The 13,719-nt window shown below is 45.9% G+C and carries 14 protein-coding genes and 1 riboswitch; of the genes, 12 read left to right on the top strand and 2 right to left on the bottom strand.

Going from position 1 to position 13,719, the window contains the following annotated elements; all coding sequences use genetic code 11:
• Positions 1–153 precede the first annotated feature (153 nt).
• From sigX to MKY62_RS12135, 3 genes are all read left to right on the top strand, one after another.
• Complete coding sequence (gene sigX / locus MKY62_RS12145) at positions 154–738, top strand: RNA polymerase sigma factor SigX (protein WP_003183073.1); 585 nt, start codon at positions 154–156, stop codon at positions 736–738.
• Complete coding sequence (locus MKY62_RS12140; RefSeq protein ID WP_009327984.1) at positions 674–1,780, top strand: GerMN domain-containing protein; 1,107 nt, start codon at positions 674–676, stop codon at positions 1,778–1,780. The genes sigX and MKY62_RS12140 overlap by 65 nt, the downstream gene beginning before the upstream one ends.
• 124 nt (positions 1,781–1,904) lie before the next feature.
• Positions 1,905–2,729 (top strand): M23 family metallopeptidase, encoded by an 825-nt coding sequence (locus tag MKY62_RS12135; RefSeq protein ID WP_003183070.1) that lies wholly within the window; start codon positions 1,905–1,907, stop codon positions 2,727–2,729.
• Positions 2,730–2,777: 48 nt separating this feature from the next.
• On the opposite strand, the gene serA is transcribed toward MKY62_RS12135, so the two are convergent.
• Positions 2,778–4,355 carry a phosphoglycerate dehydrogenase gene (gene serA, locus MKY62_RS12130; protein ID WP_003183068.1) on the bottom strand — a complete coding sequence of 526 codons (1,578 nt, stop codon included), beginning with the start codon at positions 4,353–4,355 and terminating at the stop codon, positions 2,778–2,780.
• A gap of 253 nt (positions 4,356–4,608) precedes the next feature.
• A riboswitch (FMN riboswitch) is annotated at positions 4,609–4,742 on the top strand.
• Positions 4,743–4,897: 155 nt separating this feature from the next.
• On the opposite strand from serA, the gene MKY62_RS12125 reads away from it, so the two are divergent.
• Entirely contained in the window at positions 4,898–5,476 is a 579-nt protein-coding gene (locus tag MKY62_RS12125; RefSeq protein WP_003183066.1) for an ECF transporter S component, read from the top strand.
• 153 nt (positions 5,477–5,629) lie between these two features.
• Here the strand turns inward: MKY62_RS12125 and MKY62_RS12120 are convergent, their stop codons facing one another.
• A complete protein-coding gene (locus tag MKY62_RS12120) occupies positions 5,630–5,878 on the bottom strand; it encodes a ferredoxin (protein ID WP_003183064.1) in 249 nt (82 codons plus the stop codon).
• Between the two features lie 263 nt (positions 5,879–6,141).
• Between MKY62_RS12120 and MKY62_RS12115 the strand changes: the two genes are divergently transcribed.
• The 8 genes from MKY62_RS12115 (at position 6,142) to MKY62_RS12080 (ending at position 13,631) form a co-directional block, all read left to right on the top strand.
• Positions 6,142–7,200 carry a helix-turn-helix domain-containing protein gene (locus tag MKY62_RS12115; RefSeq protein ID WP_003183062.1) on the top strand — a complete coding sequence of 353 codons (1,059 nt, stop codon included), beginning with the start codon at positions 6,142–6,144 and terminating at the stop codon, positions 7,198–7,200.
• The gene (locus MKY62_RS12110; RefSeq protein ID WP_003183060.1) at positions 7,193–8,689 is read left to right on the top strand and encodes an ATP-dependent DNA helicase RecQ; all 1,497 of its coding nucleotides are present in this window, start codon (positions 7,193–7,195) and stop codon (positions 8,687–8,689) included. The genes MKY62_RS12115 and MKY62_RS12110 overlap by 8 nt, the downstream gene beginning before the upstream one ends.
• Complete coding sequence (locus tag MKY62_RS12105; RefSeq protein ID WP_003183057.1) at positions 8,683–9,327, top strand: CPBP family intramembrane glutamic endopeptidase; 645 nt, start codon at positions 8,683–8,685, stop codon at positions 9,325–9,327. Before MKY62_RS12110 ends, MKY62_RS12105 begins: the two co-directional genes overlap by 7 nt.
• Positions 9,269–10,048: a LysM peptidoglycan-binding domain-containing protein gene (locus tag MKY62_RS12100; RefSeq protein ID WP_011198078.1), complete on the top strand. Its 780-nt coding sequence runs from the start codon at positions 9,269–9,271 to the stop codon at positions 10,046–10,048. Before MKY62_RS12105 ends, MKY62_RS12100 begins: the two co-directional genes overlap by 59 nt.
• Before the next feature lie 67 nt (positions 10,049–10,115).
• On the top strand, positions 10,116–10,559 hold the full coding sequence (locus MKY62_RS12095) for a YpbF family protein (protein WP_011198077.1): 444 nt from the start codon (positions 10,116–10,118) through the stop codon (positions 10,557–10,559).
• Positions 10,560–10,637: 78 nt separating this feature from the next.
• Positions 10,638–11,423: a metallophosphoesterase gene (locus tag MKY62_RS12090; protein ID WP_003183052.1), complete on the top strand. Its 786-nt coding sequence runs from the start codon at positions 10,638–10,640 to the stop codon at positions 11,421–11,423.
• Between the two features lie 153 nt (positions 11,424–11,576).
• Positions 11,577–12,161, top strand: a complete 585-nt coding sequence (locus tag MKY62_RS12085; RefSeq protein ID WP_003183050.1) for a genetic competence negative regulator — start codon at positions 11,577–11,579, stop codon at positions 12,159–12,161.
• A gap of 195 nt (positions 12,162–12,356) precedes the next feature.
• On the top strand, positions 12,357–13,631 hold the full coding sequence (locus MKY62_RS12080) for a Glu/Leu/Phe/Val dehydrogenase (RefSeq protein ID WP_003183047.1): 1,275 nt from the start codon (positions 12,357–12,359) through the stop codon (positions 13,629–13,631).
• Positions 13,632–13,719 lie beyond the last annotated feature (88 nt).

Raw genomic sequence — 13,719 nt, 5'->3', positions numbered from 1 at the left:
GAACGGGTGCTTTTGTGCTTGTTAAGTTAAAATTAAGCTTAACTTTCGCAAAACCCCCTTTCCATTTTCATATGTTCGTAATATAGTTGTAATAGTTGTAATGTAACCTTTTAAGATTGACAAACGACAATAAATTGAACGGAGGGGTTTCAGGTGGAAGAAACCTTTCAGAAAATATATGATCAGTATCATCAGGATTTATTTCAGTTTTTATTTTATATGGTAAAAGACAAAAATCAGGCGGAAGACTTAGTTCAGGAAGTATACATCCGCGTCCTGCATTCTTACGAAACATTTGAAGGCAGGAGCAGCGAAAAAACCTGGCTTCTTTCGATTGCGCGGCACGTTGCGATCGACTGGTTCAGAAAGCAGCAGACGATCCGCCAGCGGATTTTGGGGACGTTTGACTGGGAGAAACAAGATGTAAAAGACCGCAAGCCTCTGCCTGAGGACATCGTGATGCAAAATGAAAACCTAAAGGAAATTTTCGAGGCCCTAGACAAGTGTACGCTTGACCAAAGATCAGTTATCGTCTTGCGTTTTATTCAAGGATATTCGATCAGTGAAACAGCAAAAGCCTTGAATTTTTCCGAAAGCAAGGTAAAAACCACTCAGCACCGCGGTCTGAAAGTGCTTCGTAAACAGATGGAGCTTTTGAAGGAGGATCCAAAGAATGAAGAAGTCAGAATGGAACGAAGAACGGCTGAAGGCGTTACTAAGCCAACTTCCAACGGTTAAGGATAATCGTTCGGCAAATCAGATCTATCAAAAGCTGATTCTCGCACCAAAGCGTAAATCACCGAAAAAACGGGTCGGCGCATTTGCTGCTACAGTTTTGGTTCTCTTTCTTCTGATGCTGATCACTCCCCAGTTAATCGAACAGATCAGATCTCAAAACAGCGCCGACGCCAACATTTCTTCTGACGGAAAATTGGTGCAGACGGAGGCTGATGCTGCCAAGTCTGAACCTGCAAATACGTTTGTCGTCTCACAGAATCAAAAAGACGACTATATCACCTTCGCTTTCCTTGACGAGTCCAAGTCTGTCGTTGTCCCGGTAAGCCTCGAGAAAAGCACTGGCATGACAAATCTTGAAGATGCGCTTCACGCTTACAGCCGGCTTGGAGTGGACCAGTTTACATCATTTGACACAGCTTACCTTGATAAGGTGAAGTTCAAAGAGCAGAAAAACAATAAAAAACTGAAGATTCAAGTTGATGAGAAAATACCGGAGCTATCAGTCGAAGATTTCGAACGGCTGAAAAATGTGATCAACGAAACCTTTAAATGGGGATCGTATGATTCTGTTCTGTTTATTTCCAATGATAAATCGGGTGTTGAATTTGAAACATTCGGAATGCTCGCCGATATGGCGATTATGCACCAGACGCAAAAATGCTACTATTTATATGAAAGCTCAGACGGGCGCCGGTTCCTTGCACCTTCAAGCGAATCTTACGAATCGGTGCAGGAAGCGATTAAGATGATGAAAAACGAAGAAAGCGGCACTCATTTAAAACCCATTTTATCCGATGATACGCCGATTGAAGATATTCAAAAGAATGGAAAAGAACTGATCATTCAATTTTCTTCCTCCGCGAATATTGAGAATAAACCCGAAGATGTCTTGATGGTGGAAGGCCTTCTATTGACCGCGAAAGATTTCGGCTTCACAAAAGTGAAATTTAAAAACGCATCCATAACCAAGGTCGGCGCCTATGACCTGTCGAAATCTGTACAGGTTCCGTACGCACCGAATCCGATGACGATAGAAAACTAAAAGACTCCCTGTGCGGAGTCTTTTTTTAATGTATAAATTGTATTGATTTGGAAGTATACTAAGCTGTCTCCGAATAGGGGGCAATTTTACCGAAGATGCATGTAATAGGAGGATATGGAAAACCTTGAAGAAACTCAGACATCAAAACTTCCTGTTCGCGATCGCATGGCTTTCGGGATTGGCGCTTTTCGTCAATGCCCCGGGGGCGGAAGCCTCAGAGTGGATTGAACCGATTAAAGGAGAGATCACAGATCAATTCGGTACGAGAGGCGGAAAGCATAAGGGGCTTGACATCGCTGCTCCCGAAGGGGAAGCAGTAGCGGCAGCCGCAGACGGAACGATAAGCAAATCGTATCAATCCGACTCCTACGGCCAAGTGATATTTATTAAACATGACAACGGATATGAAACCGTTTATGCCCACTTAAGCAAACGCCTGAAAAAGGAAAAGGAGCGGGTGAAAAAAGGCGAGCAAATCGGAATCATCGGCAATACGGGAATATCGACCGGAACCCACCTGCATTTTGAAATGCATCACGGTTCATGGACTGAAGATAAAAGATATGCAATCAATCCGCTGACGGTGCTTCGTGAGGAGGCGTTCCGGCAAAATTCTATCCACGTTCATCAAAACGCCGGGACAATGAGCGGTGCGGTGACCGTTCAAAAAGGGGACACGCTCTGGAGAATCAGCAAGGATAGCGGTATATCCATCGAGGAGATCATGAGAATAAACGGGTTGAAACATTCAAATCTCAAGGCCGGCCAAACACTCCGCCTTCATGACGATGAATCGAAGACCGGTACATATGTAGTGCGGAAAGGGGATACGCTTCATCATATCGCCGAAAAAATGGGCGTAACTGTACAGCGCCTCAAAGAATGGAACGATTTGAAAGGAGAGCGGATTTATCCCCGCCAGATGCTTGAGATCAGGGAGAATTCCTAAAAAAAACGGAACCTGAAAGGAATTCTTTTCAGGTTCCGCAGCTTCTGTTTAAGGAAGGTCGATGGCTTTAACAGACACGATATCCGGGATGTTTTTCAGCTCAGCTAAAATATCGTCCTCAAGGTGGCGGTCAAAGGAAAGCATCATGATCGCTTCTCCGCCTTTTTCTTTTCGGCCTACCTGCATAGTGGCGATATTGATGTCATGGTCTCCTAAAATTCGTCCGACATGGCCGATAGCCCCTGGTTTATCCTGGTGGTGAATGTAGACAAGGTGTCCAGCCGGATAAAAATCAATATCAAAGCCGTTTAAGGCAACGATGCGTTCGCCGAAGTGCGGAATGTACGTCGCTCTTAAAGAGAATGTTGTTACATCTCCCGTGACAGTCACAGAGATGCAGTTTTCATAGCCTGACTCATTGGAAGAAATTTTTTCGCTGAAGCTGATGCCGCGCTCTTTCGCAACGGTGCCGGCATTCACTTCGTTAACGGTAGCCGCGACCCTCGGCTTCAGAAATCCGGCCAAAAGGCTTTTCGTAATAAATGACGTTTCAAGTTTGGCGATGGAGCCTTCATATTGGATGGCTACATCTTGAACAGGCTCATTCATGCACTGAGACACAAGGTTTCCGATCGTATTGGCAAACTGATGATAAGGCTGGATTTTTTCGAATGAATCCTTTGTCATGGCCGGAAGGTTGATCGCGGACATCACAGGGTTTCCTTGCGCATACTGAAGGACTTCTTCGGACACTTGTGCAGCGACATTCAGCTGGGCTTCTTTTGTTGAGGCGCCCAAGTGAGGAGTCGCGACTACAAGCGGATGATCGATCAGTTTTGAATCGACCGGAGGCTCGACTTCGAATACATCCAAGGCAGCGCCAGCGACATGTCCGCTTTCCAGAGCTTCCAAAAGCGCTGCTTCATCGATGATGCCGCCTCTTGCACAGTTAACGAGACGAACGCCTTTTTTCGTTTTTGCGATGGTTTCTTTGTTCAAAAGTCCCTTCGTTTCTTTCGTGAGCGGGGTATGAACCGTAATGATGTCGGCGCATGCCAGAACTTCTTCAAAGCTGTTCGCGTTAACGCCGAGCTTGCTTGCCCTTTCTTGGGTCAGGAACGGGTCAAATACATGAACGGTCATACCGAATGCTTTTGCGCGGCTCGCGATTTCGCTTCCGATGCGGCCCATTCCGATGATGCCGAGCGTTTTTCCGTAAAGCTCTGAACCGACGTAAGCCGAACGATTCCACTCCCTTGATTTCACGGAGATGTTTGCCTGCGGAATATGTCTCATTAACGCTGAAAACATTGCAAAGGTATGTTCAGCGGTTGAAATTGTATTCCCGTTTGGCGCGTTTACGACGATAACACCGTGTTTTGTCGCCTCGTCAATATCGATATTGTCGACGCCGACACCTGCTCTGGCGACGATTTTCAGCGAAGTCATCTTTTTAAACAGCTCTTCGGTTACCTTCGTGGCGCTCCGCACCAAGAGCGCGTCAAACGTATGAAGCTCGTCTTCCGCTTCCGCAACATTCTTTTCTACAATTTCAATAAAATCTGCTTCCATTAATGGTTTGAGGCCGTCGCTGGACATTTTATCTGAGACCAATACTCGAAACATGTAAGATTTCCTCCTAAATAAGCGTCATAAATATCTGATAATTTACCATATTCCATAAAGAGTGTCAATGAGTTTCACGCGGAAAGACGAAAATTAAAAATGAAATAACTGTGAATGTGCGGTTTTTAGTGTGCGGAAAAAGTGAGTTTACCGAAATATCGTGCAGGATGTCCCAAAACAGCGCAATAAGCTTTGCACCTGTACATTTTTTCACAATTAATTTATAATAATATCAGTATTAAAAATAAATAAGATCAATCTTCGGGGCAGGGTGAAATTCCCTACCGGCGGTGATGAGCAAGCGCTCTAAGCCCGCGAGCCTTTTTATGGGCAGGATTCGGTGCGATTCCGAAGCCGACAGTATAGTCTGGATGGGAGAAGATGGAGGTTCCGCGCGTTTTGAAATGAACATTTTCAAACGTTTATTTGACCTGTCTGTAAAACAGCCCCGCTTTTTCAATAAAGCGGGTTTTTTGTTTAGGACAGGGGAAAGAACCATTCCTCTTTTCGTGAGATGTGATCGAAAAGGAGAGAGTGACAAAATGAAACACAACAAGGTGAGACGTCTCGTCTCTATCAGCATGCTGAGCAGCATCGCATTTATTTTAATGATGCTGAGCTTTCCGATCCTGGGGGCATTCCCGTATTTAAAAATCGATTTCAGTGATATCCCGGCATTGCTCGCTGTTATTTTGTACGGTCCGGGAGCCGGGATTGCCGTTGAAGCGATCAAAAACGTGCTGAATTACTTTATTGCAGGAAGCGCCTCGGGCGTTCCGATTGATCAGGCGGCTAACTTCATTGCCGGAACATTGTTTATCCTGCCGGCAGCTGTACTGCTGAAAAAATCAAGTTCTGCCAAAGGGTTTGTCACAGCTCTTTTCGCAGGGACGCTTGTGATGGCCGTTTCGATGAGCATTTTAAATTATCTGCTGTTTCTGCCTGCCTACACTTGGTTTTTAAATGCTCCAGCGCTGACTGGAGAGGCGCTCAAGACAACAGTTCTGGCCGGAATCCTGCCTTTTAATTTCATTAAAGGCATCGCTGTGGCCCTCGTGTCCACGCCGATTTTCCTTTCGCTGAAACCGCGGCTGAAGGAAAACGTCCGCATGGCCAAATAAATAAACATGACAATATCGGGTGCATGTTCCCGGATATTGTCAGCTGCAGAAGAAGCCGGATGTCTTTAGCCGGCTTCTTTTTGCTTGTTGGTAAAGCCGTGCTTATCTCATAAAAAAACATCCGGCACTTTGTGCACCGGATGTTTTTTGGCTTTATTCGTGTTTAAGCGGGTCGCCTTCGAACGGCTCATCCGCAACTTTGATCGAATCTGTAGGACAGCCTTCAAACGCGTCCATCATGTCTTCTTCTAAGACGTCAGGGACTTCGACGACACCCTGATTGTCGTCAAGGGTGACAAATGCGATTCCCTCATCGTCGTAATCATAAATATCAGGAGCCGCAGCACCACAAGCTCCGCATGCGATGCACGTATCTTTGTCTACAATTGTATATTTTGGCATGAATAAAAAACCTCCCAGATTGTTCTTCGTTGGAACAAATGGTTTAACCCTCTATCTATCCGATATGAAACCTATTCCCATTCCTTATTGTAATGGTGTTAATCTTACATTTCAACTCAAAAATATTGAGAATGCTTATCACACAAGGGTTCTACTGCTAACATACCCCTTTTATATGAGTTTAAACGTCGATTTCTCCGCAAAATCTGTTAAAATAAAAGGAAGAAATGATCGAATGTTGCCGGAAGATTGCAGGTGATGATATGCCGGTTCATTTTTTTGACGCGATTGTGCTTGACATTCTGTCATCCATGAAGGGTGAGCGTTCTCCAAGCGCGGTCTATCATTTATTAAAAGGAAAAAGGTCGTCACAGACGATACAGGACGCCGGTTTATTTGCCGTTTCAAAATACTTCGGCTTTTGTTCGGCTCTGTCGAGAGAGCAGGTGGCAGCCAGCGTTCAACGATTGAAGCAGGAGTCTTTGGTCAGAGAAAAAGCGGAAAGCGGCGCTTACACCGTCACCGAAAAAGGAGAAGCGGAACTTGCCGGCTTTTTTGCCCTTTATCCGTGGCCCCGCCATTTTCACGGCGGCTATTATCAGGCGGCAGCCAAAGTGATGTGGGCAAGGATGTCGCTTTTGATCCAAGTGCTCTCCAACAAGCTTTACCGCGAACGCGTGTATTTGCCGATCGTAAAAGATTATCAGATTCAGAACTGGGTTAAACAGTATTTAAGAAACCGGAATGCTGCTGAAACAGCGGCCCAGTTTCACCAAGAGCTGAAAGAGAAGCTGTCTGTTTTAAATCATGATGAACAGGCCGCTATTTTTGTTCACTCCCTGACATCCAGAACAAAAGCGGGCTATACATTCAGACAGCTTTCCGAAAAAATGAACCTTGATGAGTGGTACATATATGCACTGTTTTGGGATGTTCTGCACCATTTTATTCAATCCGCCCAAAATGGTGAAAGTCCGCTTTTTCAAACGCTCATTCATGACATTCCTTTGAATGATGGTCTGACACAATCGACGAGAAAAACGCTCTTTCTTATAAAAGAAGGGTATACAATAGACCGGATCGCAAAAATTAGAAAGCTGAAATTGGCGACGATCGAGGATCACATTGTGGAAATCGCCATTCATGATCCGTCTTTTTCCATCGATCAGTACGTGTCGAAAGAGGAACAGAAAATTATTGCCGATTATGCGATAGCGAACCAAACCAATAAAATCAGACAAATTAAAGAGGGACTCGGCGGCCGATACAGTTATTTTAAAATCCGCCTGGCCCTGTCGAAAACGGTGATCAGGAATGGATAAACTTCATCAGGCGCTCCGCAGGTATTTTGGTTATCATGCTTTTAAAAAAGGCCAGGAAACGATCATCAAAAGCGTGCTGGAGGGACGGGACACGGTGGCGATGCTTCCGACAGGAGGCGGGAAATCGCTGTGCTATCAGCTCCCAGGGCTTTTGTTAGACGGCACCGTCCTGATCGTCTCGCCGCTTTTGTCTTTAATGGAAGACCAGGTGCAGCAATTGAAGATGCGCGGAGAGAAGAGAGCTGCCGCCTTGAACAGCGCTTTGACACACCAAGAAAAAAATGACGTATTAAACCGGCTTCACCGCCTCAAATATCTGTACATTTCACCAGAAGCGCTTCAGTCCGGCCAAATGCTGAAAAAGCTTCAATTGCTCAATGTCAGCCTTTTTGTCGTTGATGAAGCCCACTGCATCTCACAATGGGGGCATGATTTCAGGCCTGATTATTCGAAGCTTGGAGACATCAAGGCGCTCCTCGGTCATCCCGTCACTCTGGCGCTTACAGCAACGGCAACCGAAGCGACATTAAAGGACATTTCGGAAATCCTGGGGCTTAAAGCCGCCAATTATTTGATTCATTCGGTCGACCGTCCGAACATTGCGCTTCATATTGAAAAGCTGAGGGATACTGCTGAGAAGACGGAGCGGCTGACAGGGCTGGTTCAAAAGCTGCAAGGTCCTGGCCTTGTTTATTGCCCGACGAGAAAATGGGCTGAAGAACTGGCTGACAAGCTCCGTAAAGAAGCAAACTTGAGAACGGGATTTTATCATGGCGGGATGGAGGCAAGCGACAGGATGCTGATCCAGCAGCAGTTTATCCGCAATCAGCTTGATGTGGTCTGCTGTACAAACGCCTTCGGTATGGGAGTGGACAAGCCGGATATCAGATATGTGATCCACTTTAGCCTCCCGCAGACGATTGAGGCGTATCTGCAGGAAATCGGACGTGCCGGCAGGGATGGAAAGCGGAGCGTCAGCATTTTGCTGAAGGCTCCGGGAGACGAGGAAATCCAGGAGCAGCTGATTCAAATGGAAGCCCTCTCCCAAAGCGATATCGGCTTTTTATACGAAAAGCTTGCAGGAGTGAAAGATGAACGCTGCCGGCGGGAAGCTCTGCAGCTGGCCGGTTTATCGGAAACGCAAGCCCGCCATTTTCTCCATCTTTATGAGAAGGTGCATCATCTGGGCGGCGATGGCCGGGCGGTCATTCAGAGGGAGATGGACAGCCGCAGGCAGCTCAAATTGAAAAAAGCGGCGGGATTCGCCGCCGTCACCGAAACAGAAGGGTGTTTCAGGGAAAGCTTGCTCGCTTATTTTAATGAACAAAAAAAGCCGCCGAAAACGGATGAAACAGCGTGCTGCACATCCTGCGGTTTAAGTCTTGAAGCATACGAAGTCAAAGGAGACCGTCCGTCTATGAACAAATTGACAGCGTGGGAAGAAGAATTGGATACCATATTTGCCGCCAGCTGTGATCGTGTATGCTGAAAAAACAGTCGGAAATCATACGTCGCCTGTCAGACGGGGAAATGCTGAAACAGCTCTATTTTTCCCAGACGCTGATGCTTTTTACCGCATTATTGATGGGCATCTTTTTATTTGATGATGCAGACGCTTTTCTATCGCTTTGGAATCCATCGGACTTGAGCATCCTGAAGTACGGGGCGCCGCTCGCGGCTCTCGTGATCATCGCCGACCTGATGGTGATGAAATGGGCTCCCAAGCATATGTATGACGATGAAGGGATAAATGAAAAGCTCTTTCGTGAACGCTCGTATCCGCATATCGTGATTCTTACCCTTTTCATTGCATTTGCAGAGGAAATATTGTTCAGGGGCGTTATCCAGACGCATTTCGGTCTCTGGGCGGCGAGCATTATTTTCGCGATATTGCATTTTCGTTATTTAAAAAAATGGCTGCTGTTTGTAATGGTGGTGTCCATCAGCTTTTTGCTCGGATTGAGCTTTGAACGGACAGGGAATTTATTTGTTCCTGTCACGGCACATTTTTTGATCGATGTTGTATTTGCGTGCCAGATTCGTTTTCAACACGTAAGGAGGAGTTCACATGACGGAGATGTCAAGAATAGAGAGGAAGAAGAGGGAACAGGAGAAGGCCAGCGCTGAAATGAACCGGGAGGCGGCCGCGGCTGTTGAACTGGAGACACTTGATGAGGAGATTCCTTCCAGACGGACTTATCATAAAAAAAAGAAGTCCAGCAAAAAAAAGAATAAAGACAGAAATCCACTATTCACGTCTCTTGCAGTCATGTTTGTTTTCATTCCGATCATCGTCTTCGTGGTGTTCATGTACATGCTGAATCAAGGAGGCGATACCGACCCTGATCAATATGATAATGTGTTTTATGAAAACAAAGGTGAAACGGGAATGACGAATGAAAATCAAAACGGTGAACAAGAAGCGGATCAAAAGGCGGCTTCGCAGCATACAGCCGCCGCCCTTCAAGAAGAAAAGCTGAAAGAGAGCAAACAGCCGGAAAATAAAGAGGATGAACCGTCAAAAAAAGACGAGCAAAAGCAAAAAGAGCGGCCTAAAGAGGCAAAAAAAGCAGATGAGCAGCCTGTCGCTGCAAAGAAGCCCGCCGCATCGAAGCAGCCTGCGGAACAAGAGAAGAAAACGGCAAACGCGCCTCAAACGCCGCCAGTTCAGCAAGCACCGCAGCCCAAAAAGGTGCTGAAGCACACGGTTGGCGAAAAAGAGACGCTTTTCCGGATTTCGATGAAATATTATAAGAACCGGTCAGGAGAGGAAAAAATCCGCAACTACAATCAATTATCAGGCAACAATGTCTACGCCGGCCAGGTCCTGGATATCCCGATTTATTAACAGTGGCATGATTTTGCCCGCGAATACATATACATTGTACTAACAAATAGGACAAGGTGTGAGGACTGTGGGAAGCGAGCTTGAAGAGCTGGACCGTTTTACGGACGAACCGACGAAACAAATGCTCCGCGCCTTAATTAAAAGGAAGAAAAAGTACGAAAACTATGCCAGACAGACATTCAGGTGGCAGGCGGTGGCGGCGATATGCGCGGTTTCGTTTTGTGTGTTTGCAGCGTCAAAGGGGATTGGGCAAAACGGCTTCCTTTCCGGCTTGCTGAATGACTCCGTCTATCTGCTGTGGATCTTGTCGGCCGCTTTTGCATACAGCACCGCTTACTATTTTAAAAAGAAGGAAGAAAAAGCAGAAGGGGAATATCATAAGCTGAGATGCGAGATTATTCAGAAAAGCACGGATCTATGGCCCCAGCCTGAAGAGTGGAAATCAAGGGAAACGGTTTTTAAGATCATGAAACAGCAGTATGACATTAATCTTTATTTCGAAAGCAAATAAAAGACGTTTTCTTGTTAAAAGAAACGTCTTTTTGCATCAAGCCGTCTTATCATAAACAAAACAGATTGGAGAATGCACATGATCTATTGGCTCAGTCTGGCTTCGGCCGCTTTCATCGGCCTTGCTGCTTTAGTGTGGAAAATGTCAGCCATCGCGCGCGAAAACCGGGTGTTGAAGGCTGAATTTTCACTCGGGCGCCTGAAAAAGGAATTGAATGTCTTTTTTATTTCAGATATTCATAGGCGGACAGTCAGCGAAGACATTATTTGTGAAGTGAAAGAACGCGGGGTTCAGCTCGTCATCATCGGCGGCGACTTAGCAGAGGGCGGCGTCCCTTATACGAGAATTGAAGAAAATATCAAAAGGCTTTCAAGTTTGGGAAAAACGTATTTTGTATGGGGAAATAACGATTATGAAGTTGATCAGGAAAGGCTGCTGGAAATATTCAAGACATACGGTGTAACGCCTTTGCGCAATGCTTCGGTATTGCATGACCATCAAGGACAAACTGTCAATATTTGCGGAGTGGATGACATCAGACTCGAATTGGATGATTACCCGGCAGCTCTCGGCGGCGTGCAGCCGGGTTTTCCGACTGTCCTTGTGTCACATAATCCGGAGATTCATCATCAAATACAGGAGGCGGACGGTATTGACCTGATATTGAGCGGTCATACCCACGGAGGACAGATTCGCTTCGGCAGATTCGGGCTCTGTGAAATCGGAGGAACCGGCACTGTTTTCAAGGCTCCGTACTTGATCAGCAACGGCTATGGAACGTCGAAGCTTCCTCTGCGGCTCGGAGCGAGGCCGGAAACCCATCTGATCAAGCTGGTTCCGGGCCCCCGTATGGAAGGAAACTGATGCTTTTTCACTGAAAAAAAACGAAAAGGCGGCATTGTGCTTGTCTTCCTCTCAAACACAGTGTAAACTGGTATCAAAATTAAGAACCTATGACTCATCATCTCCATATAATAAGATATATGATGTGTGCAAGAAGAGGCAGGAGGGAACGTTATGCGGCTTGAGCGTCTAAATTATAATAAGATCAAAATCTTTCTGACACTTGACGATCTGACAGACCGGGGGCTGACGAAAGAAGACCTTTGGAAAGACTCATTTAAAGTTCAGCAGCTGTTTAAGGACATGATGAACGAAGCGAATACAGAGCTCGGGTTCGAAGCGAATGGCCCAATCGCTGTTGAAGTGTATTCTCTTCAAGCACAAGGAATGGTCATCATTGTCACAAAAAATCAGGAAACAGATGAAGACGATAATGAGTATGATGAGGACTATATTGAAATGCAAGTCAAACTTGGCGAAAGTGTTGACATTATATATGAATTTCAAACGTTTGAGCATCTGATTGAACTTTCCAAAAATCTGGACCGCATCGGTATTCAAGGCGGGACAGTCTACCACTATGAGGGCAGGTATTTCTTAAGTCTCGACGATTTTGACTCCCTTGAGGTTGACGGCGTGATTTCGATTTTAGCCGAATATGGGAATCCGACGACTTTAACGATTTACAGGCTTCAGGAATACGGAAAGAAAATCATGGAGAACAATGCCGTTCAGACCATTCAGACATACTTTAAATAGCCCGCATTCAAAAAAGATATTCTGCTGTGTTAAACAGCAGTTTTTTTCTGCCGAAAATAAGAATATAACAAAAATGATTTTTCTTGAATATTTTCACGAAAAATGGTTGATTGTTCTTTGCATGATTAGTGCAAGGGTGTATACTATTCTCTGAAAGGACAACATGCCAGAAAGACTTTAGGAGGTTAACTTATAATGGTAGCCGATCAAAACACCGGTCATACTGAAGAAAACACACATGACGTTTTGAAATCAACGCAAACGGTGATACATAAGGCGCTTGAAAAATTGGGATATCCTGAAGAGGTGTATGAATTACTAAAAGAACCGATTCGTTTTTTAACGGTGAAAATTCCGGTTCGCATGGACGATGGATCTGTTAAGATTTTCACGGGCTACCGAGCCCAGCACAATGATGCAGTAGGGCCGACAAAAGGCGGCATCCGTTTTCATCCGGGAGTTACAGAAAAAGAAGTTAAAGCGCTTTCTATTTGGATGAGTCTGAAATGCGGCATCATCGACCTTCCATATGGAGGCGGAAAGGGCGGGATCATCTGTGATCCGCGGGATATGTCCTTTCCTGAACTGGAACGTTTAAGCAGAGGGTACGTTCGGGCGATCAGCCAAATTGTCGGACCGACAAAAGACGTACCGGCTCCCGATGTATTTACCAATTCTCAAATCATGGCATGGATGATGGACGAATATTCAAGAATCGACGAATTCAACTCGCCGGGCTTCATTACCGGCAAACCGCTCGTTTTAGGTGGTTCTCACGGCAGAGAATCTGCGACAGCAAAAGGGGTTACAATCTGCATTAAAGAGGCGGCGAAAAAGAAAAACATCGACATTGAGGGAGCTTCTGTCGTCGTGCAGGGGTTCGGAAATGCGGGAAGCTACCTTGCGAAATTCATGTATGACGCAGGTGCAAAGGTTGTCGGCATTTCTGATGCATACGGCGGCCTGTACGATCCTGAAGGGCTTGACATCGATTACCTGCTTGACCGCCGAGACAGCTTCGGAACGGTCACAAAGCTGTTTAATGACACCATTACAAACAAAGAACTGCTGGAGCTGGAGTGCGACATTCTTGTGCCGGCTGCCATAGAAAATCAAATTACCGCGGAAAACGCCCATAACATCAAGGCGAAAATCGTTGTCGAAGCTGCCAACGGCCCGACGACGCTCGAAGCGACGAAAATTCTTTCCGACCGCGACATTCTTCTTGTACCGGACGTGCTGGCAAGCGCCGGCGGTGTAACGGTATCCTATTTTGAGTGGGTGCAAAACAACCAGGGATTCTACTGGACTGAAGAAGAAGTTGAAGAACGTTTGGAAAAAATGATGGTCAAATCGTTCAACAACATTTACGAAATGGCGCACAACCGCAGAATTGACATGAGGCTTGCAGCCTATATGGTGGGCGTCCGCAAGATGGCGGAAGCATCCCGCTTCAGAGGCTGGATATAGGCTCAAACATTTGCAACAACCCAAAAAATCTCCTATCATAAAATAGGAGATTTTTTGATTTGCCGGATATGACAGGAGATGAACGGAA

The sequence above is a fragment of the Bacillus sp. FSL R7-0646 genome (assembly GCF_037969865.1).
Classification (GTDB): domain Bacteria; phylum Bacillota; class Bacilli; order Bacillales; family Bacillaceae; genus Bacillus; species Bacillus licheniformis.
Note: the sequence above shows the minus strand (reverse complement) of the source record. Positions and strands in the feature narration are given on the sequence as shown.